Below are 21,512 nucleotides of genomic sequence, written 5' to 3' on the forward strand. Positions count from 1 at the left end.
GAAAAAATTGGAATTTTGATATGAATCGGGATTGCGCGAATCAGTATTAATCCCTAAGGAGCAGAGAGCGCAATCCGGCCGCTTTGTTTTCGATCTCCTGCCACTCCTGTTCCGGGTCAGACCCGCTGACAATGCCGGCCCCGGCGTAGAGCCGCAGGGAGTCATCCTGAACGCGAGCGGAGCGCAACGCCACGCAAAATTCACTCTGGTCAGGCGATAAATACCCGGCTGAACCGGCGTACCACTCGCGGTTAAAGGGCTCAACCTTCCGAATAAATTCGCGCGCAGGCTGTCGCGGCAAACCGGCAACGGCCGCCGTCGGCTGTAGCATATGCAGGCACTGCTCGTCGTCGGCCTGTTTGAGTTCGGTCCAGATACAGCGGCGCAAATGCTGCACTTTACGCAGGCGCACCACCTGGGGGGGCAGTACCTCAAGCGTCTGCGTGTAGTGCTGAAGACGCTGGCAAATATCTTCCACGACCAGCATATTTTCGCGCTGGTTTTTATCGTCGTTCAGCAGCCACTCGCCGAGACGCTGCGCCTGGCCATCATCGGCATGGCTGGCGACGGTGCCCGCCAGCGCTTCGGTGCGCAGCAGCGTGCCGCGCCGCCGCCAGAGACGCTCGGGGGTCGAGCCAAGAAACGCGTTGCTGGCGTCGAAAATCATGCAGAAATGGTAGCAATGTAAATTCAGGGCGCGGCTGGCCGCCATCAGCGCGACAGGGTTAACGCGCTGTGTAAACCGGATATCGGTTGCCCGGGCGAGAACCACCTTTTCAAAATCACCGCGCGCGATGGTCTCTGTCGCTCTGCGGATAAGCGTCAGCCATTCGGCCTGCTGCGGCTGATGGGTTTCGTGCTCAACCTGAACGGACAGCGGACGGATAGATCTCGCAGGACGGAGTTGCTCTAAAAAATCCCGCGCGGCGAGGGCATCTTCCTGAAGTGAATAATCACTCCACAGCTGCAGACGCAGCGTAGCGGTGCCGGCGGTACGTCGCCAGAGCAGTCGCGGTAAAAAGAGGCTGCCCTGCTCCGGAGTAAAGGCGTTCAGGCCACAGATACGGGTATCACCTGCCGCGTTTTGCTCGCGCAAAAACTGCGTGGCTAACGCCAGAGAGGAAAAGGGGATCACCGCCCCCAGCGCAGCCAGCTCTTCATCGCCGTTACGCTGCTGCCAGTAAAATTGCGGATAGCACTGCTGCGCCCCAAGCCAGGCGAGAGGGTCGAAGGCGTCGTTTAACGGGAAAGAGACGTCGAAATGACGTATGCCGGGTGTTGCGGGTAACGCTTGCGAAAGCTGGGTACGCAATTGCTCCAGCGCGAGGAAAATCGAATTCACGCGAACCTCTCCCTGTTAAAACCTCGTATTATACGGGGTACTGGCAATAAATAGCAGTACCCACGTATAGGGAGTGGTTAAGCGGCTTAACGACGGGCTAAGAGCAGCCCCAGTACCAGCCCGACGGCAGCACCGACTCCAATACCCTGCCACGGTTTTTCATGCACGTAATCATCGGCACGGTACACCGCTTTTTTGGCGCGGTAGTAGTAGGTATCAGACGCATGGCTGACGCGGTTTTTCACTTCATGCAGCGCCTGCTCGGCGCGGGCTTTTAGCTCAATATATTTCTGATCGGCAGGGTCGCCCGAGGAACGTAACACCTCTTCCAGCGTTTCGCTCAGTAAGGCCAGGTCGTCGTCGATACGGGTATCCCAGGATTGAAATGACATATTTTTCTCCATGTTAGTACACCAGTCCGCTAACTATAGCCAACGACTCGTCATTACGCCTGCTTCGCTTCCCGCGCCATGCCGATGTGGGGAATGCCGTCTTCATCGTACACCTCGGTGACCGGCACGAAACCAAAGTGGCCGTAGAAGGACTGCAGGTGCGCCTGCGCGCCCAGGTATAACGCCTTGTTCGGCCACTGTTTCTGGCATGCCTCCAGCGTTTTCTCCATCAGCTGATAGCCCAGTTTTTCACCGCGCGCTTTGCCGCTGATGATGACGCGGCCAATGACGACAGGCTCAAAATCGTCTTCGCTTTTCAGAATCCTCGCATACGCCACCAGCTCGTTATTCCGCCAGCCGAGGATATGGCGGTTCTCGCCGACGAGATCGTCGCCGTCGATGTCCTGATACGGGCAGGTCTGTTCAACCACGAACACTTCGCAGCGTAGTTTCAGCACGGCGTAAAGTGAATGAACGGTGAGGTCACTATGGTGTAAATCTTGCCACTGGATCATGTCAGTCTCCTTCCTGGGGTTCATCACGTTATACTAAACCCCTCCCCGTTCGGCAAAGGGCTGATTGCGTTATGGAACTGATTTTTCTGGGTACGTCCGCGGGCGTGCCAACCCGCTCACGAAATGTGACGGCGATACTGCTGGATCTTAAACACCCCACCCGCGGCGGGCTGTGGCTGTTTGACTGTGGTGAAGGGACGCAGCATCAGCTGTTACACACCGCTTATCATCCCGGCAAGCTGGATAAAATTTTTATCACCCATCTGCATGGCGACCATCTGTTTGGCCTTCCCGGCCTGCTGTGCAGCCGCTCGATGGCCGGTAACGCCAACCCGCTGACGATTTACGGGCCTGCGGGTATTCGTGAATTTGTTGAAACCACACTGCGCCTGAGCGGGTCGTGGACGGATTATCCGCTGGAGGTCGTTGAGATTAGCGAAGGCCTGATTTTCGATGACGGCGATTATAAGGTGAGCGCTCAGCCGCTCAATCACCCTGTCGAGTGCTATGGCTACCGTATTGACGCGCATGACAAACCCGGCGCGCTGGACGCCGCCGCGCTGATGGCCGATGGCGTAAAACCCGGACCGCTGTTCCAGCGCCTGAAGCACGGTGAGACCGTCACGCTGGAGGACGGGCGCGTCATCAACGGTCAGGATTATCTCGCCGCACCGCAGCCCGGCAAGAAGCTGGCTATTTTTGGCGACACGGCCCCGTGCCGGGCGGCGCTCACGCTGGCCCAGGGCGTGGACGTGATGGTACATGAAGCGACCCTCGAAGCGGCGATGGAAGAGAAAGCCAACGGCCGGGGCCACAGCTCCACGCGACAGGCGGCGCAGCTTGCCCGTGACGCGGGCGTCGGGAGGCTCATCGTCACCCACGTCAGCTCGCGCTACGACGCGCGGGGCTGTGAAAAGCTGCTGGCAGAGTGTCGCGCGCTGTTCCCGGAATGTGAGCTGGCCGAAGATTTCGCTCAGGTCAGCGTTTAGTCCTTCATTTTTCCCTCAGGATGCCGATAACGATTAAAAGGTCAGCATTTCTCTCGAGGGTAGAATGGATAATTTCCAGAAAGATATTGATGACAGGGCGAATCTGACCCTGTCGAACCGTTTTGAACTGTTGCTGTTCCGTCTTGGCACCTCTCTTAACGAAAATAAATCTGAGCTGTTTGGCATTAACGTCTTTAAGCTGCGTGAAATTGTGCCGATGCCGGAGTTCACGAAACCCGCCGGAATGAAATCACCGCTGATGGGAATGGTGAATATTCGCGATCAGGTGATCCCGGTGATCGACCTCGCCGCCGTGGCAGGCTGTAAGCCTACCACCGGGCTGAATATCCTGCTGATCACCGAATACGCGCGCAGCGTGCAGGCGTTTGCCGTGGAGTCGGTTGAGAACATCATGCGTCTGGACTGGAAGCAGGTGCACGCGGCGGAAACCGCCGTCAGCGGTCGCTACATCACCAGCATTGCGTGTCTTGACGAGAAGAGCGATACCAACGATCTGGCGATGGTGCTGGACGTTGAGCAGATCCTGTACGACATCACCCCGGCCAACCACGATCTGCACGCCACCAATCTGAAAACCACCAAATTCCATATCAAGCCGGGTGCGGTCGCCATCGTCGCGGAAGACTCCAAAGTGGCGCGCTCGATGCTTGAGAAAGGTCTGCAGGCGATGGAGATCCCGGCGCAGTTGCATATCACCGGCAAAGAGGCGTGGGAGAAAATTGGGGTTCTGGCCGCACAGGCGCAGGCCGAAGGCGTTCCCATCACCGATAAGATCGCGCTGGTGCTGACCGACCTCGAAATGCCGGAGATGGACGGTTTTACGCTGACGCGCAAAATCAAAACCGACCCGGTACTGAAAGATATTCCGGTGGTGATCCACTCTTCCCTTTCCGGCAACGCCAACGAAGACCATATTCGTAAGGTGAAAGCGGATGGCTACGTCGCGAAGTTTGAGCTGAACGAGCTGTCGTCAGTGATTGAGGAAGTGCTGGACCGCTCGATGAAGAAGATTGACGGGCCGTTGATTAGCCGCAAACAGCTGGCTTAGTCGGGTGGCGCTTCGCTTACCCGACCTACAAAACCCGTAGGCCCTGCAAGCGTAGCGCCGCTGGGCAATAAAAAACCCGCCGAGGCGGGTTTTATGTTTTTACATTAATGGCATCGCTCGCTGCACGATATCAATCAGCGGCTGCGGATAGATACCGAAGATCAGCACCAGCAGCGCGGAGATGAGAACCACAATACCGCCAGCGCTGTACTGCCAGTTGGTTGGGGCATCACGGTTGAGCTGCTGAGGCGCGCTCAGGTACAGGCTCACGGCCACACGCAGGTAGTAGTAGAGACCAATAGCGGAGCCGATCACCACGCCCGCAGTCAGCCACCACAGGTGCGCCTGCACACCGACGGCCAGCACGTAGAACTTACCGATAAAGCCGAGCGTCATCGGAATACCTGCCAGAGAGAGCATCATCACGGTCATCACTGCGGACAGGATCGGACGGTGCCAGAACAGACCACGGTAGGAGAACAGTGAATCGGCATCCGGACCACGGTACGGGCTGGACATCAGGCTCACCACGCCGAAGGCGCCGAGGCTGCTGAACAGGTAACCGGCCAGATAAACGCCCACGGCTTCCATCGACATCTCACCGCTCTGCAGCGCAATCAGCGCCACCATCAGGTAGCCCAGATGAGAGATAGACGAGTAGCCCAGCAGACGTTTGATGTTGGTCTGGCTCAGCGCCATCAGGTTACCGAAGATGATGGAGACGAACGCAATAATGCCCAGCACCACGCGAACCGCTTCGCTGTCACCCACCGGTGCGTACAGGAACAGACGCATAACCACCCCGAAGATGGCGATTTTGCTCGCCGTCGCCAGGAAGGTCGACACCGGCGCTGGCGCGCCCTGGTATACGTCTGGCGTCCACAGGTGGAACGGCACCAGAGAGAGTTTAAAGCCAAGGCCAACAATCATCATGCCCAGACCCGCCAGCAGCAGCGGCTCATGCAGCATGCCGTCACCGAGGCTCTTGCCGAGCGCCATAAAGGAGAGGTTACCGGACTGTGCGTACACCAGCGCAATACCAAACAGCAGGAACGAGGACGCCGCCGCAGACAGGATGGTGTACTTGATGCTTGCTTCCAGGGAGCGCTTCTGGCGGAAGGCGTAACCAATCAGACCGAACAGCGGCAGAGAGATCAGCTCAATGCCGAGGAACAGCGCGGCCAGGTGGTTCGCATTCGCCAGCAGAATGCCGCCCAGCGCGGCAATCAGAACCAGCAGGTAAAACTCTTCTTTGTTGTCGTTGTAGCCTTCGAGCCACGGGTACGCAAAGGTACAGGTTGCCAGGCTCGCCAGCAGCACCAGACCGGTATACAGCATGGCGTAACCGTCAACGCGCATCAGCGGGGTGACGTCCATCGCCCCACCCTGGCCAACAAACCAGAGAGAGACTAACGCGGCGTTCAGGCCGATGACCGACAGCGTGGCATTCAGGAAGTGATTGCGTCGCCACGCAATGGAGAGCATCACAACCACCACCGTCAATCCGACGATCAGCAGCGGTAGCAGCGCGATCAGTTGTTGTGGAGTTATTGTCATGGCGAATTACGGCCTTGTAGTAGAAACAGAATTAACAAACCACTGCTGGATATTGCCCATCGCGCTGTGCGAGGTATCCAGAATCGGCTGCGGGAAGAAGCCCAGCAGCACCAGCAGTACGACCAGCAGCAGGATGATGAACAGCTCACGCAGCGACATCCCCGGCAGTTCTTGTGCAGCAATTTCGCTCTTCGCTTTACCGAAGTAAGCGCGGTGCAGCATCGCCAGCGAGTAGACGGAAGCGAACACCAGACCAAAGGTGGAGATCACGGTAATCACCGGTACCACTTTGAAGCTGCCGAACAGAATCATAAATTCGCCGACGAAGTTACCGGTGCCCGGCATCCCCAGAGTCGCCACCGCGAAGAACATGGAGAGCGCTGGCAGCCACTTAATTTTGCTCCACAGGCCGCCCATCATACGCATGTCGCGGGTGTGCAGACGTTCGTACAGCTGACCGCACAGGATGAAGAGACCGGCTGCGGACAGACCGTGCGCAATCATCTGGATCACCGCCCCCTGGTACGCCAGCTGGCTGCCGGTGTAGATAGCAATCAGCACGAAGCCCATGTGGGAAACGGAGGTATAAGCAATCAGACGCTTGATGTCGTACTGGGTGAAGGCCATCCAGGCACCGTAGAAGATACCGATGACACCCAGCCACATGGCAATCGGTGCGAATTCTGCGGAGGCATTCGGGAACAGCGGCAGAGCGAAACGCAGCAGACCGTAGGCAGCCGTTTTCAGCAAGATGCCCGCCAGGTCAACGGAACCCGCCGTTGGCGCCTGAGAGTGCGCGTCTGGCAGCCAGCCGTGCAGCGGAACCACCGGCATTTTCACCGCGAAGGCGATGAAGAAGCCCAGCATCAGCAGATATTCCACGCCGTGAGACATTGGGGTCTTCAGCAGGTCTTCGTAGTTGAAGGTCCACGTGCCGGTCGCGTTGTGGTGAACAAACACCAGCGCCAGAATGGCAATCAACATCACCAGACCACTCGCCTGGGTATAGATGAAGAACTTGGTTGCCGCCGTGATACGCGTTTTACCGTCGGATGCCTTGTGGCCCCACAGCGCGATCAGGAAGTACATCGGCACCAGCATCATCTCCCAGAAGAAGAAGAACAGGAACATGTCGATGGCAAGGAACACGCCGATTACGCCGCCCAGGATCCACATCAGGTTCAGATGGAAGAAGCCCTGGTATTTTTCGATTTCACGCCAGGAGCAGAGTACCGCCAGAACGCCGAGCAGACCGGTCAGCACCACCATCAGCAGTGAGAGACCGTCAATCGCCAGGTGGATCGTAATGCCGAAACGTGGGATCCACGGCAGGATGAACTCAGACTGCCACTGCGGAATACCCGCAGACTGGGTCAGTGAGTAACCGCCCTGCAACCACAGTTGCAGGCCAAGCGCGAGCGTCAATCCCATGGTGATCAGCGCGATCCAGCGCGGCATCTTCACGCCAAAGCGTTCAGTCTGCCAGCACAGGAAGCCGCCGATGAAGGGAATTAATATTAGCCAGGGTAGTAACATGGCGATTTACATTCCTTTTTAAGGCCCCCAGCAGGGGCCTGATTTTCAACGAATTCGAATAAAATTCACTTAACGATCAACGCAACACCATCAGCAGCGCCAGCACGACAACCGCACCGATGCTCATGGACGCCACATACCAGCGCAGGTAACCGTTCTCGCTGTACAGCAGGCCTTTGCCTGCAAAGCGGGAAAGGATCGCCGGGATGTTCATCAGGCTGTTCAGCGGGTCGCGCTTCAGCAGCCACGCGATGCCCAGGAACGGCTTAACGAAGATCATGTCGTACAGCCAGTCGAAGCCCCACGCGTTGTACCACCAGGTGCCCAGCAGACGGCCCGGCGCACTGTTGGCCACGGCAGTGACCAGCGTACGTTTGCCCAGCCACAGCCATGCTGCGATCAGGATGCCCGCGATAGCGACCACACCGGAGGTGATTTCAAGCGTCAGAACGCGACCGTGCTCAAGCTCGGTGGTGTCTGGCAGTACGCCCTGCAGCGGAGGCACAATCATCGCGCCAACGAAGGTGGACAGTACCAGCAGCACAATCAGCGGCAGATGATGGGTAATCCCCTTCCCTGCGTGAGCGTGAATTTGTTCTTTACCGTGGAATACGATGAAAATCATACGGAAGGTATACAGGGAGGTCATGAACGCACCGACCAGACCCGCGACCATCAGATTGATATGACCATTCGCCATGGCACCCGCAAGGATTTCGTCCTTACTGAAGAAGCCCGCGGTGATCAGCGGCAGTGCCGCCAGCGCCGCGCCGCCCACCAGGAAGCAGACATAGACCAGCGGGATGGACTTACGCAGTCCGCCCATTTTGAAGATGTTCTGCTCGTGATGGCAGGCCAGAATCACCGAACCGGATGAGAGGAACAGCAGCGCTTTAAAGAACGCGTGCGTCATCAGGTGGAAAATGGCCGCGTCCCACGCCTGAACGCCCAGCGCGAGGAACATGTAACCAATCTGGCTCATGGTTGAGTACGCGAGAACGCGTTTGATGTCGGTCTGCACCAGCGCGGCAAAGCCTGCCAGCACCAGCGTGACCGCACCGACGATACCCACCAGATGCAGAATTTCCGGGGTCATCAGGAACAGGCCATGGGTACGCGCAATCAGGTAGACACCGGCGGTGACCATGGTCGCAGCGTGGATCAGCGCGGAGACAGGGGTTGGACCCGCCATCGCGTCGGCCAGCCATGTCTGCAACGGCAGCTGCGCGGATTTACCCACGGCACCACCCAGCAGCATCAGCGTTGCCCACCACAGCATGTTGTTGCCTGCGGCGAAGTGCGCTGGCGCCAGTTCCACCATTTCGCGGAAGTTCAGCGTGCCCAGTTCGTTGTAAAGAATGAACAGCGCGAAAGCGAGGAAGACGTCACCCACGCGGGTCACGACGAACGCTTTCATGGCCGCTGCGCCATTCTTCGGATCGGTATAGTAGAAACCGATCAGCAGGTAAGAACACAGACCCACGCCTTCCCAGCCCAGATACATCAGCAGCAGGTTATCGGCCAGGACCAGAACCACCATGCTGGCGATAAACAGGTTGGTGTAGGCGAAGAAGCGGGAGTAACCCTCTTCACCGCGCATATACCAGGAGGCGAACATGTGGATCAGGAAGCCGACGCCGGTGACCACGGAGAGCATGGTCAGGGAGAGACCATCCAGCACCAGGTTGAAACCGATGTTGAAATCACCGACTGACATCCAGGTCCACAGCGGCACGCTGAAAGGCTGACGCCCGTTGTTAAAGAAGTCGATACCCGCATACGCTGTCACCAGCGCGGCCAGGCCAACAGAGCCCATGCCGACGGTTGCAGACAGATTCTCGGACCAGCGGCCGCGAGAAAACGCCAGCAGCACGAAGCCAATCAGCGGAAAAATAATGGTTAAGGCAAGCATGTTCATCCACGCAACTCACTTACTGAATCGATATTCAGATTCTGGCGGCGACGATGGAGCTGCAGCAACAGCGCCAGGCCAATACTCGCTTCGGCAGCCGCGAGGCTGATGGCGAGAATGTACATCACCTGACCATCGGTCTGGCCCCAGTAGCTTCCGGCGACCACGAAGGCCAGCGCGGAGGCGTTAATCATGATTTCCAGCCCGATCAGCATAAACAGCAGATTGCGGCGGATAACCAGACCGGTCAGACCCAGAACGAATAAAATCGCAGCGAGGATCAGTCCATGTGTTAAGGGGATCATGCGCGCTCCTCCGTTTTTCTTTTCGCGCGGTCGTCAGTGCGGTTGCTCAGCACCTCGCCAGCACGCTCTTCGCGGCCAACGTGGAAAGCCACAACCAGACCTGCCAGCAGCAGCATTGAGGCCAGTTCCACTGCCAGAACGTATGGGCCAAAGAGCGTGATACCCACCTCTTTCGCGCCAATCGGCGTGCCGTCGATGCCCTGATCGTTAACACCCAGAATGGCGTAAACGATCACCACCAGCATGATGGCCGACAAAATTGCCGGGCCGATCCACACCTGCGGTTTTAACCACTGACGTTCCTGCTCAATTTCAGAGCCGCCCAGGTTCAGCATCATCACCACGAACACGAACAGCACCATGATGGCCCCGGCGTAGACGATGATTTCCAGCGCACCGGCGAAGTGCGCGCCCAGTGCGAAGAACACCCCGGAAATGGCCAGCAGCGAGATGATTAAGTACAGCAGCGCATGCACCGGATTGGTGTGCGTGATCACTCGCAGCGTAGCCAGGATGGCGATAAGGCCACAGATATAAAAAGCGAATTCCATTGCCCTCTCCTTACGGTAACAGGCTCTTGACGTCGATAGGCTTAGCTTCGTTCTCTGCTTCGCCCTTATCTTTGCCGTCGATTGCCATACCCGCCATCCGGTAGAAGTTATATTCCGGGTATTTGCCCGGACCGGAAATCAGCAGATCCTCTTTCTCGTACACCAGGTCCTGACGCTTGTACTCACCCAGCTCGAAGTCTGGAGTCAGCTGAATCGCCGTGGTTGGGCACGCTTCTTCACACAGACCGCAGAAGATGCAGCGTGAGAAGTTGATGCGGAAGAACTCAGGGTACCAGCGGCCGTCTACCGTCTCGGCTTTTTGCAGAGAGATACAGCCGACCGGGCACGCTACCGCACACAGGTTACAGGCAACGCAGCGCTCGGAACCGTCCGGGTCGCGCGTCAGCACGATACGGCCACGGTAGCGCGGCGGCAGATATACCGGCTCTTCCGGGTACATCCGGGTTTCGCGTTTGGCAAACGCATGCAGGCCGATCATCCAGATACTGCGTACCTGGGTACCGAAGCCTACCAGTAATTCTTTTAAGGTCATGGTCTATTGCCCCTTATGGCTGCTGCCAGAGAATGACAGCGGCCGTTACCAACAAGTTGACGAGCGTCAGCGGCAGGCACACTTTCCAGCCGAAGGACATTACCTGGTCATAACGCGGACGCGGTAACGCTGCGCGAATCAAAATGAACATCATCATGAAGAACGCGGTTTTCAGCGCGAACCAGATGAACGGCGGTAAGAACGGGCCATGCCAGCCACCAAAGAACAGCGTTACCATCAACGCGGAAATGGTGACAATACCGATGTACTCGCCCACGAAGAACAGACCGAATTTCATACCGGAATATTCGATGTGGTAACCGTCGGCCAGTTCCTGTTCGGCTTCTGGCTGGTCAAACGGGTGACGGTGACACACTGCCACGCCCGCGATGGCAAAGGTAATAAACCCAAAGAACTGCGGAATAACGTTCCAGATGTCGGCCTGGTTGTTGACGATGTCGGTCATGTTGAATGAACCGGCCTGCGCCACCACGCCCATCAGGGAGAGACCCAGGAACACTTCGTAGCTCAGGGTCTGCGCGGAAGCACGCATCGCACCCAGCAGCGAGTATTTGTTGTTACTGGACCAGCCTGCGAACAGGACCGCGTAAACCGCGAGGCCTGCCATCATCAGGAAGAACAGAATGCCGATGTTCAGGTCAGCGACCACCCAGGTCGGGCTGACCGGCACGATAGCAAACGCCAGCAGCAGCGAGGTGAAGGCGATCATCGGTGCCAGAGTAAAGATCACGCGATCCGAGAAGCGCGGGATCCAGTCCTCTTTAAAGAACATCTTGATCATATCCGCGACCAGCTGGAGTGAACCACCCCAGCCCACGCGGTTCGGTCCGTAACGGTTCTGGAACAGACCGAGCAGACGACGTTCACCAAAGCTCATGAACGCGCCGCAGGTGACCACCACCAGCAGGATAACAATCGCTTTCAGAATGCTCAGCAGGATGTCGATAAGATCCGGCGTTAACCAACTCATGCTTTTGCCTCCTGCAGATTATCAAGACGCGCACCCGCCAGAACCGGCGCGATGCCAGGCATACCCATCGGCAGACCGACCTGCCCTGCTGTCAGACTTTCAGAAATAATCAGCGGCAGGCTGATGGTCTGGCCGTCATAGCTAAAGGCGATGTTCGCACCCGCGTTAACGCCAAGCTTCGCGGCATCCGCCGGGTTAAGCTTGATGTACGGCTGCGGCATACGGGTCTGGAAGACCGGTGAACGCTGGGACAGCTCGTCGCTACCGAACAGGTGGTAGTACGGGGCAATACGCCAGCTACCGTCCTGCGCCTGGAAGCTCGCCGGTACGGTGGTGAAGAAGTCCAGACCGGTTTCGGAAGCTTCAATCAGACGCACGCCCGGATCGCCGTGGCGCAGGGAGCCGCCCACTTCAGCCTGGAACTTGTTCCATGCCTGCGGGGAGTTCCAGCCCGGTGCCCATGCGAACGGGATTTGCGAACGCGGCGCAGACGGCTGGTTGTTCCCTTCCATGGAGAAGGCGAACATGGTGTCTTTATCCTGCGGCTGGCGCGGTTCGTGCACGCTGATATTGGCGCGCATTGCGGTACGGCCACTGTAACGGTGCGGTTCACGCGCCAGTTTCTGGCCGCGAATGCGGAAGCTCGCTTCAGGCGCGGCATCTTTAATGCCTGCCAGCTGAGGCAGTTTTTCCACCACCGCGTCGATAACGTGGTCGAGCTGCGTCCAGTCCACTTCACGGCTCTGCACGGTGCTGTGCAGGGAGTGCAGCCAGCGCCAGCTTTCCAGCATCACGGTGTTGCTGTCGTAGTAAGACGGGTCATAAACCTGGAAGAAACGCTGCGCGCGGCCTTCGTTGTTGATAACGGTACCGTCGCTTTCTGCGAAGCTTGCCGCAGAGAGCACCAGGTGCGCTTTGTCCATAATCGCGGTGCGCTGATGGTCAATCACCATCACCAGCGGCGCTTTGGAGAGCGCGGCGTCAACGCGAGCGGCAGAAGCATGACGATGCAGGTCGTTTTCCAGCACCACCACGGCGTCAGCGGCACCGGATTCCAGTTCGCTTAACGCAGCTTCCAGCGAGCCGCCGCCAATCATGCCCAGACCAATGCTGTTCACCGCACGGGCAATCATGGTCACACCGACGTCAGCACCGCGGCCTTTCAGGGCTTTGGCCACGTTGGCTGCGGCCTGAATGATCTCTGCGCTACCGGCGTTGGTACCGGAAATAATCAGCGGTTTCTTCGCACCGGCCAGGGCCTGAACAATCACGTCAACCTTGTTTTGCAGGTCGCGATCCAGCTCAACGGCCGGTGAGTTGTTGTCCAGCGCGTGGGCAATGGCAAAACCAAGACGCGCCTGATCTTCAACCGGTGCGCAGTAGGTCCACGCCGCGATATCGTCCAGACGGGTATTGTCGACGTTGGTCACAAACAGAGGATGCTTCGCGCGCTGACCGATGTTCAGGATCGCCGCAATCTGCCAGTCAGCCACTTTTTGCGCCGCTGCCATTTCACGTGCTTTACCCTTCACCGCCTGACGAACCGCCAGAGCCGCGCGGGCGCCGGTCTGGGTCAGGTCTTCACCCAGCACCAGGACCGCATCATAGGATTCGATTTCGCGCAGCGCAGGGGTATGGATACCGCCTTCACGCAGCACTTTCAGTACCAGCTGCAGACGTTCCTGCTCGCCCTGGGCGATGCCGGTATAGAAGTTTTCCGCCCCGACCAGCTCGCGCAGCGCGAAGTTGCTTTCGATGCTGGCGCGCGGGGAGCCGATACCGATCACTTTCTTCGACTGGCGCAGAATATCTGCCGCGCCCTGCATCGCCTGTTCTGCGTTCAGGGTAATGAAGTCGTCGCCACGGCGCTGAACCGGCTGACGCGGACGGTCTTTCAGGTTCACATAGCCATAGCCGAAACGACCGCGGTCGCACAGGAAGTAGTGGTTAACGGTACCGTTGTAGCGGTTTTCAATACGACGCAGTTCGCCGTAGCGCTCACCCGGGCTGGTGTTACAGCCGAGGGAACACTGCTGGCAGATGCTTGGTGCAAACTGCATGTCCCATTTACGGTTGTAACGCTCGGAGTGAGTTTTATCCGTGAAGACGCCGGTCGGGCAGATTTCTACCAGGTTACCGGAGAATTCGCTCTCCAGCACGCCGTCTTCCGGACGACCGAAGTAGACGTTGTCATGCGCGCCATACACGCCCAGATCCTGACCGTCTGCATAGTCTTTGTAGTAACGCACGCAGCGATAGCAGGCGATGCAGCGGTTCATTTCGTGAGAGATGAACGGCCCCAGATCCTGGTTACGGTGGGTACGCTTGGTAAAGCGATAGCGACGGAAGCTGTGACCGGTCATCACGGTCATATCCTGAAGGTGGCAGTTACCGCCCTCTTCACAAACCGGACAGTCGTGCGGGTGGTTGGTCATCAACCACTCCACCACGCTTTCGCGGAACTGTTTGGCTTCTTCGTCATCAATCGAAATAAAGGTGCCTTCGGTGGCTGGCGTCATACAGGACATCACCAGGCGACCACGCGTGTCTTCCGCGTTTTGATATTGCTTCACCGCACACTGGCGGCAAGCACCGACGCTGCCCAGCGCCGGATGCCAGCAAAAGTACGGAATATCGAGGCCAAGAGACAGACAAGCTTCCAGCAGGTTGTCCGCCCCGTTGACTTCGTATTCTTTGCCGTCTACATGAATCGTAGCCATTAGCATGCTTCCAGTTGGCTCGGTCGAAACCGAGCGTTAATCAAAATTCTTGTCGTTACCAGCGCGCTTTAAGCAGGTTCGGCTGAATCCCATTGATCGCATGGGTATTGCTGAACGGCTGCTTGATGCCTGCTTCGAACTCGTCGCGGAAATATTTGATCGCGCTCTGCAGAGGTTCGACGGCACCCGGTGCGTGGGCACAGAAGGTTTTACCCGGGCCTAAGAATCGACACAGTTGCTCAAGTGTTTCGATATCGCCAGGCTGGCCTTCGCCACGTTCGATTGCACGCAGGATCTTCACGCTCCACGGCAGACCATCACGGCACGGTGTACACCAGCCGCAGGACTCACGGGCGAAGAACTCTTCCAGGTTACGCACCAGCGACACCATGCCGATCTCGTGGTCGACGGCCATCGCCAGCGCCGTACCCAGACGGCTGCCTGCTTTACCAATGCTTTCGAATTCCATCGGCAGGTCAAGGTGGGCTTCGGTCAGGAAGTCTGTCCCTGCCCCACCCGGCTGCCAGGCTTTAAATTTCAGGCCATCGCGCATGCCACCGGCGTAGTCTTCAAGAATTTCGCGCGCGGTAGTACCGAACGGCAGTTCCCAGACGCCAGGATTTTTCACGCGACCGGAGAAGCCCATCAGCTTGGTACCGGCATCTTTGCTTGAGGAGATGCCCTGATACCACTCCACGCCGTTCGCGAGAATAGCCGGAACGTTACACAGGGTTTCGACGTTGTTTACGCAGGTCGGTTTCCCCCACACGCCGGAGCTGGCCGGGAACGGTGGCTTGGAACGCGGGTTCGCGCGGCGGCCTTCCAGGGAGTTAATCAGCGCGGTCTCTTCACCGCAGATATAACGCCCGGCACCGGTGTGCACGAACAGTTCGAAGTCAAACCCGGTGCCCAGGATGTTTTTGCCCAGCAGTCCCGCTTCGGTGGCTTCGGCAATCGCGCGACGCAGGTTTTCCGCTGCTTCGATGTACTCACCGCGCAGGAAGATGTAACCACGGTACGCTTTCAGCGCAAACGCGGAGATCAGCATGCCTTCCACCAGCAGATGCGGTAGCTGCTCCATCAGCAGGCGGTCTTTATAGGTGCCCGGCTCCATTTCATCGGCGTTACACAGCAGGTAACGGATGTTCATGGATTCGTCTTTTGGCATCAGGCTCCACTTCAGACCAGTGGAGAAGCCCGCGCCGCCGCGGCCTTTCAGGCCAGACTCTTTTACCGCGTTAACGATGTCGTCCGGCGCCATGCCGCCAAGGGCTTTACGCGCACCGGCATAGCCGTTTTTGCTCTGATATTCGTCGAGCCATACCGGCTGTTTGTCATCACGCAGACGCCAGGTCAGCGGATGCGTCTCAGCAGTACGAATTACAGTTTTCATTTGTACTGCTCCAGCAGGTCAGGAATCGCTTCCGGCGTCAGATGGCTGTGAGTGTCCTCATCAATCATCATGGTCGGCCCCTTGTCGCAGTTACCCAGGCAGCAGGTTGGCAGCAGAGTAAAGCGACCATCGAACGTGGTCTGGCCCGGCTTAATATTGAGCTTCTTCTCAATCGCAGCCTGAATGCCCTGATAACCGGTGATGTGGCAGACCACGCTGTCACAGTAGCGGATCACATGGCGGCCTACCGGCTGACGGAAGATCTGGCTGTAGAACGTGGCTACGCCTTCTACGTCACTTGCCGGAATACCCAGCACTTTCGCGATCGCATAGATCGCCCCATCCGGCACCCAACCACGCTGTTTCTGTACGATTTTCAGCGCTTCAATGGACGCCGCACGCGGGTCTTCGTAGTGGTGCATCTCGTGCTCAATGGCGGCACGTTCTGCTTCACTCAGCTCAAAAGCCTCGGTTTGTGGTTGTTGATTCTCGTGCATAATTAGCGGTCCACATCTGACATAACAAAATCGATACTACCCAGATACACAATCAGGTCGGAGACTAGACTGCCGCGGATGGCGGACGGGATCTGCTGCAGGTGCGCAAAGCTCGGCGTACGCACGCGGGTACGGTAGCTCATGGTGCTGCCGTCACTGGTCAGGTAGTAACTGTTAATACCCTTGGTCGCTTCAATCATCTGGAAGGATTCTTGCGCCGGCATGACCGGACCCCAGGAAACCTGCAGGAAGTGGGTGATCAGGGTTTCGATATGTTGCAGCGTGCGCTCTTTCGGTGGCGGCGTCGTCAGCGGGTGATCCGCCTTGAACGGGCCTTCCGGCATGTTGTTGAGGCACTGCTCAAGGATGCGCAGACTCTGGCGCAGCTCTTCCACTTTCAGCATCACGCGGGTGTAGCAGTCGGACACGCCGCCGCCTACCGGGACTTCAAAGTCGAAGTTCTCGTAGCCAGAGTAAGGACGGGCTTTACGCACGTCGAAATCAATACCGGTTGCGCGCAGACCTGCCCCTGTCGTCCCCCACTCCAGCGCCTCTTTCGCGCCGTAGGCAGCAACGCCCTGGGAACGGCCTTTCAGGATGGTGTTGCGCAGCGCGGCTTTCTCGTAAGACGCCAGACGTTTCGGCATCCAGTCGAGGAATTCACGCAGCAGACGGTCCCAGCCGCGCGGCAGATCGTGTGCCACACCGCCGATACGGAACCAGGCCGGGTGCATACGGAAACCGGTAATAGCTTCTACCAGATCGTAGATTTTCTGACGGTCGGTAAAGGCGAAGAAGACCGGGGTCATCGCGCCGACGTCCTGAATGAACGTGGAGATGTACAGCAGGTGGCTGTTGATACGGAACAGTTCTGACAGCATGACGCGAATCACGTTAACGCGATCCGGCGTAACAATACCCGCCAGTTTCTCAACGGCCAGCACGTATGGCATTTCGTTGACGCAGCCGCCGAGGTACTCGATACGGTCGGTATACGGAATGTAGCTGTGCCAGGACTGACGCTCGCCCATCTTCTCAGCGCCACGGTGGTGGTAACCGATGTCAGGCACGCAGTCGACAATCTCTTCGCCGTCGAGCTGAAGAATAATACGGAATGCACCGTGCGCAGACGGGTGGTTTGGACCGAGGTTGAGGAACATGAAGTCCTCGTTGTCGGTACCGCGCTTCATGCCCCAGTCTTCCGGTTTGAAGGTCAGCGCTTCCATCTCCAGATCCTGCTTGGCTTTGGTCAGCTCAAACGGATCGAATTCGGTGGCACGTGCCGGGTAGTCTTTACGCAGCGGGTGGCCGGTCCAGGTCTGCGGCATCATGATGCGCGTCAGGTGCGGGTGGCCGTCAAAGGTCATGCCAAACATTTCCCAGGTTTCACGCTCGTACCAGTTGGCGTTCGGGAAAAGTTTGGTGATCGTCGGCAGATGCATGTCGTTTTCAGACAATGCCACCTTGAGCATGATATCCGTATTACGGTCTATTGAGATCAGGTGGTAGAAAACGGAAAAATCCGCAGCAGGGAGACCCTGGCGGTGCGTTCTGAGACGTTCATCCATGCCGTGTAAGTCAAACAGCATGACGTACGGTTTTGGCAATTTCTTGAGGAAATCGACAACTTCCAGCAATTGTTCACGCTTCACCCAAACAACGGGTACCCCGGTGCGGGTAGCCTGAACAGTAAAGGCATCCGGCCCAAAACGGTTGCGCAGTTCGCCAATGACTGGGTCATCCAGATGATCCCGGGTCTGCCAGGCGGCTTCTTGCGCGGTTAAGTCGGTCATATTGTTCACCATTGCAAATGGTCCGTGGTGACTGTTGAGCCTGGCTTCGCGCTATTTGAGTAGTGATATGCGAAGGTGTTCTCCAGGCCTACAGGCGCAAATTAAATTTCGTCAGGCGTACGCAGATTGGTGACGGCAATACGTTCACCACGTTTACGCTCGCGCTCAGACTGCATGTTCGCGCGATACACACCCTGATCGCCAACGACCCACGACAGTGGGCGACGTTCTTTACCGATAGACTCCTGCAGCAGCATCAGCGCCTGCATGTAGGCTTCCGGACGAGGCGGACAACCCGGGATGTACACATCCACTGGGATAAATTTATCTACGCCCTGTACGACGGAATAGATGTCGTACATACCGCCAGAGTTAGCACATGCGCCCATGGAGATAACCCATTTTGGCTCCAGCATCTGGTCATAAAGACGCTGAATAACAGGTGCCATCTTGGTAAAGCAGGTACCGGCTACCACCATCAGGTCAGCCTGACGTGGGGAAGCACGCAGTACCTCTGCCCCAAAACGCGCAACGTCATGCACCGCAGTGAATGACGTCACCATTTCAACGTAGCAGCAAGAAAGGCCAAAGTTGTAAGGCCAGATGGAGTTCTTACGACCCCAGTTGACCATATCGTGCATGGCATGTTCGAGTTTGCCCATGTACACGCTTTTATTGACTTCTTGCTCCAGGGGGTCGGTTACGATCTCCTGTTTTTGCAGGGGGTAACGGTCATTCTCACCGTTAGGATCTATGCGGGTGAGCGTATAATCCATCTTATTGCCTCGCTGTTACTGCTGACGATTAGAGATACTGTTTTCCGGGTTGATGTGTTCACGACGTGAACGCGCAGGCGTCCAGTCAAGCGCGCCAATACGCACCAGATAAACCAGACCGGCCAGTAGCACTAAAATGAAAATTGCGGCCTCGACAAAGCCCACCCAACCACTTTCGCGAATGGAGGTCGACCATGCGAAAAGGTAAAGCGCTTCCACGTCGAAGATGACGAAGAACATGGCTACCAGGTAAAACTTGGCAGACAGGCGTAAGCGAGCGGTACCTACTGAATCAATACCTGATTCGAAAGGTGTGTTTTTGTGCCTTGCACGGGCGCGACCGCCCAGGAACCAGCCGCCGACTAACATCAGGCAGCACAGGCCAATGGCTACAATAAGAAAGATTGCGAATGCCCAGTGATGAGCGATGACTTCTGTGGATGTTGACATACTCATTGCTTACTCATCAAAAGTGATACCAACGACACTGCTCTTGCTGGCAGATGGGCATCACATCGATTCATGGGGAGGAACAAATAACCTTACACTAACTGTCAGAAATGAGACGTAGACAGCAAAATGATGGGGTTTTTTACTCCTTTCTATAACCTATTGTCAACTTTAACAAAGGTTTCTTCACATTAAATTACATCGAGCGATTCTCATTAACATTTGGTGCCCTTTAACCCTGGTGGGTTCATGACTTTCCGTCAAATGTATGTTGTTGAATCGTGTCCGTTTCGGAAGTAAAAAAAATAACCCTCCTATTTTGACAGGATTTGCCAACGATTCCTCCCCCCAAATAGGAGTATTTTCTTGATCTGCGACACGCTTTTGTTAATTCAACCTGGAAAACGGCAACATATTTCCTGTTTTTTTAACATAGGAGAGATATGGATGAAGTTAGAACGGAAAACGGACAAGTTTTAGACAAAACCATTTAGTTCATTGATAAATATAGAATATCCTGAAAACCCACGCCTCATAAGCGGGTATTTTTGTTAAAAAAAAGCCACTGCATGTGAAAATCACACGAGTGGCTTTTTTTTACACTTACATTTTGTTACCAGAATTCTGAGCTGGCGATCACTCAAAATCCCCTTCAACGATCAGGGAGTCATCCCCCCCTTCGGAGGTAACGCGCTCGAACTGCCATGGGTTATGGTAGTTTTCCATCGCCTCGAACACCACCTTCGCCAGTTCGTTATGACTGGACGAATTGTGGCAGAGCAGATACTCCGTATCCGGCAGTGCAGGCAGGCCATCGGATTTGCCCAGAACGCGCAGATCGGGGCTCATCATTTCTACCGGACGGGCGGTGACACCCAGACCGGCTTTCACGGCGGCACGCACCGCTGGCAGCGTGGATGCCACATACGCCAGACGCCACGGAATATTGGCCTCATTCAGCGCCGTCAGTACCATATCGCGGAACGGGCTCGGGTCATCCAGCAACACCAGCGGCACCGGCTCCCCTTTTTGCAGCACGTATTCGGCCGCGCAATACCAGTGCGTAGGCGATGTACGCAGCGTCAGGCAGTCAAACTGCCCGGGACGATGCGTGGTGACCACCAGGTCGACTTTATTCTCATTTAACATCTCAACCATAAAAGCATTGCGCTTTACGCTCACGTCCAGCGCAAGCTTCGGATAAACCGAACTAATACGATTGAGAAGAAACGGCAATATAGTATCCGCCGACTCATCAGATGCACCTAACGTTAGCACGCCCTGAAGGTTGCTAAACATTAATGACATACATGCTTCATCATTAAAGCGAAGAATTTTCCTGGCATAACCCAGAAGCTGAATACCGTGTTCCGTTAAGAGCTTATTACGCCCGTGACGGGCAAAAAGCTCTTTACCAACCAGTTGCTCCAGCCGCTGCATTTGCTGGCTGACGGCGGACTGAGTTCGGCAAACGGCGGCAGCAGCTGCTGCAAAAGTGTTGAGATCGGCGACCGCAACAAACGTTCTCAGCAGATCGAGGTCGAGATTCATTATCGGACGATTTGCATTTATCATATCTATTCACTTTCAGGTTGCTCGTGCGGAGCTGCCCGGGTTGAAGCTGTGTGTGTACAGTTAAGCAATTCCCTCTGAAGATTTTCCCTCGCATCCCGGCCCGGCAGACTGCCTGACAGATAGTTATTGTGCTGCTTTATATCAACAGTCAGAAAGCACGTTTCATGACGATATTTTTATTCTCTTAAACGTTCAGGATATTTAGATGTTCGCAGGTTTATGTAAATTACATTAAAGGTATAACACCTTTTCTGCCATCTGTATCGCAGCGCTGTCAACGTAGCAGGAGATGTGCGACACATTCCAGCCAGAGATAACTCTAACAATAACAATCAATTAATTCGGAAAACCAGGGTCAGATATACAAAAAACGTGCATCTGCCCTCTGCTTTCCCGGAAGACATCTTAACCCAAATCCACTTTATTTATAAGTCTTATTGCAATATTAAGGATTAAAGAAGAATGTTAAGCTTCTAAACTAATTTTATTAAAATTAACTAAAGTTGCATTTTATAGGTTAATAATAAATAAATTTTAATTTAGATTAAGACCATTCATTAATGGCACTTAACATTAATTTCACATGGGTAACTTTT

At 56.1% G+C, this 21,512-nt stretch carries 19 protein-coding genes; 2 read left to right on the forward strand and 17 right to left on the reverse strand.

Features of this window, described 5'->3' with window-relative positions; genetic code table 11:
- Nucleotides 1-46: 46 nt before the first annotated feature.
- From menF to F3J31_RS05005, 3 genes are all read right to left on the reverse strand, one after another.
- On the reverse strand, nt 47-1,342 hold the full coding sequence (menF, locus tag F3J31_RS04995) for an isochorismate synthase MenF (RefSeq protein ID WP_167211685.1): 1,296 nt from the start codon (nt 1,340-1,342) through the stop codon (nt 47-49).
- A gap of 86 nt (nt 1,343-1,428) precedes the next feature.
- Nucleotides 1,429-1,734, reverse strand: coding sequence for a stress response protein ElaB (gene elaB / locus F3J31_RS05000; protein ID WP_008500219.1), 306 nt, complete (start codon nt 1,732-1,734; stop codon nt 1,429-1,431).
- Nucleotides 1,735-1,787: 53 nt separating this feature from the next.
- On the reverse strand, nt 1,788-2,249 hold the full coding sequence (locus tag F3J31_RS05005; protein ID WP_023344582.1) for a GNAT family N-acetyltransferase: 462 nt from the start codon (nt 2,247-2,249) through the stop codon (nt 1,788-1,790).
- Between the two features lie 71 nt (nt 2,250-2,320).
- Here F3J31_RS05005 and rbn point away from each other — a divergent pair, with 71 nt between their 5' ends.
- Both rbn and F3J31_RS05015 read left to right on the forward strand, forming a co-directional pair.
- Nucleotides 2,321-3,238: a ribonuclease BN gene (gene rbn, locus F3J31_RS05010; protein ID WP_167211688.1), complete on the forward strand. Its 918-nt coding sequence runs from the start codon at nt 2,321-2,323 to the stop codon at nt 3,236-3,238.
- Between the two features lie 64 nt (nt 3,239-3,302).
- A complete protein-coding gene (locus F3J31_RS05015) occupies nt 3,303-4,307 on the forward strand; it encodes a chemotaxis protein (protein WP_032652809.1) in 1,005 nt (334 codons plus the stop codon).
- Nucleotides 4,308-4,406: 99 nt separating this feature from the next.
- Here the strand turns inward: F3J31_RS05015 and nuoN are convergent, their stop codons facing one another.
- The 14 genes from nuoN to lrhA form a co-directional block, all read right to left on the reverse strand.
- Nucleotides 4,407-5,864, reverse strand: a complete 1,458-nt coding sequence (gene nuoN, locus F3J31_RS05020; protein ID WP_024908971.1) for an NADH-quinone oxidoreductase subunit NuoN — start codon at nt 5,862-5,864, stop codon at nt 4,407-4,409.
- A gap of 6 nt (nt 5,865-5,870) precedes the next feature.
- Complete coding sequence (nuoM, locus tag F3J31_RS05025) at nt 5,871-7,400, reverse strand: NADH-quinone oxidoreductase subunit M (RefSeq protein ID WP_008500214.1); 1,530 nt, start codon at nt 7,398-7,400, stop codon at nt 5,871-5,873.
- Between the two features lie 76 nt (nt 7,401-7,476).
- Entirely contained in the window at nt 7,477-9,318 is a 1,842-nt protein-coding gene (gene nuoL / locus F3J31_RS05030; RefSeq protein ID WP_023325763.1) for an NADH-quinone oxidoreductase subunit L, read from the reverse strand.
- Nucleotides 9,315-9,617, reverse strand: a complete 303-nt coding sequence (gene nuoK, locus F3J31_RS05035) for an NADH-quinone oxidoreductase subunit NuoK (protein ID WP_003861496.1) — start codon at nt 9,615-9,617, stop codon at nt 9,315-9,317. Before nuoK ends, nuoL begins: the two co-directional genes overlap by 4 nt.
- Nucleotides 9,614-10,168, reverse strand: a complete 555-nt coding sequence (nuoJ, locus tag F3J31_RS05040) for an NADH-quinone oxidoreductase subunit J (protein ID WP_008500212.1) — start codon at nt 10,166-10,168, stop codon at nt 9,614-9,616. Before nuoJ ends, nuoK begins: the two co-directional genes overlap by 4 nt.
- Before the next feature lie 10 nt (nt 10,169-10,178).
- Nucleotides 10,179-10,721, reverse strand: a complete 543-nt coding sequence (gene nuoI, locus F3J31_RS05045) for an NADH-quinone oxidoreductase subunit NuoI (protein ID WP_003861491.1) — start codon at nt 10,719-10,721, stop codon at nt 10,179-10,181.
- A 13-nt stretch (nt 10,722-10,734) separates the two neighbouring features.
- Complete coding sequence (gene nuoH / locus F3J31_RS05050; protein WP_008500211.1) at nt 10,735-11,712, reverse strand: NADH-quinone oxidoreductase subunit NuoH; 978 nt, start codon at nt 11,710-11,712, stop codon at nt 10,735-10,737.
- Nucleotides 11,709-14,432, reverse strand: a complete 2,724-nt coding sequence (gene nuoG / locus F3J31_RS05055) for an NADH-quinone oxidoreductase subunit NuoG (protein ID WP_021241554.1) — start codon at nt 14,430-14,432, stop codon at nt 11,709-11,711. Before nuoG ends, nuoH begins: the two co-directional genes overlap by 4 nt.
- Nucleotides 14,433-14,487: 55 nt before the next feature.
- Nucleotides 14,488-15,825 carry an NADH-quinone oxidoreductase subunit NuoF gene (gene nuoF, locus F3J31_RS05060; protein ID WP_008500209.1) on the reverse strand — a complete coding sequence of 446 codons (1,338 nt, stop codon included), beginning with the start codon at nt 15,823-15,825 and terminating at the stop codon, nt 14,488-14,490.
- Complete coding sequence (gene nuoE, locus F3J31_RS05065; RefSeq protein WP_008500208.1) at nt 15,822-16,322, reverse strand: NADH-quinone oxidoreductase subunit NuoE; 501 nt, start codon at nt 16,320-16,322, stop codon at nt 15,822-15,824. Before nuoE ends, nuoF begins: the two co-directional genes overlap by 4 nt.
- A 2-nt stretch (nt 16,323-16,324) precedes the next feature.
- On the reverse strand, nt 16,325-18,127 hold the full coding sequence (gene nuoC, locus F3J31_RS05070) for an NADH-quinone oxidoreductase subunit C/D (RefSeq protein ID WP_023312537.1): 1,803 nt from the start codon (nt 18,125-18,127) through the stop codon (nt 16,325-16,327).
- Nucleotides 18,128-18,216: 89 nt separating this feature from the next.
- Nucleotides 18,217-18,891 carry an NADH-quinone oxidoreductase subunit NuoB gene (gene nuoB, locus F3J31_RS05075; RefSeq protein WP_003861482.1) on the reverse strand — a complete coding sequence of 225 codons (675 nt, stop codon included), beginning with the start codon at nt 18,889-18,891 and terminating at the stop codon, nt 18,217-18,219.
- A gap of 15 nt (nt 18,892-18,906) precedes the next feature.
- Nucleotides 18,907-19,347, reverse strand: coding sequence for an NADH-quinone oxidoreductase subunit NuoA (gene nuoA / locus F3J31_RS05080; RefSeq protein WP_006176516.1), 441 nt, complete (start codon nt 19,345-19,347; stop codon nt 18,907-18,909).
- A 630-nt stretch (nt 19,348-19,977) separates the two neighbouring features.
- Complete coding sequence (lrhA, locus tag F3J31_RS05085) at nt 19,978-20,916, reverse strand: transcriptional regulator LrhA (RefSeq protein ID WP_021241557.1); 939 nt, start codon at nt 20,914-20,916, stop codon at nt 19,978-19,980.
- Between the last annotated feature and the right edge of the window lie 596 nt (nt 20,917-21,512).

This window comes from Enterobacter sp. Acro-832 (assembly GCF_011752745.1).
Taxonomy (GTDB): domain Bacteria; phylum Pseudomonadota; class Gammaproteobacteria; order Enterobacterales; family Enterobacteriaceae; genus Enterobacter; species Enterobacter quasiroggenkampii.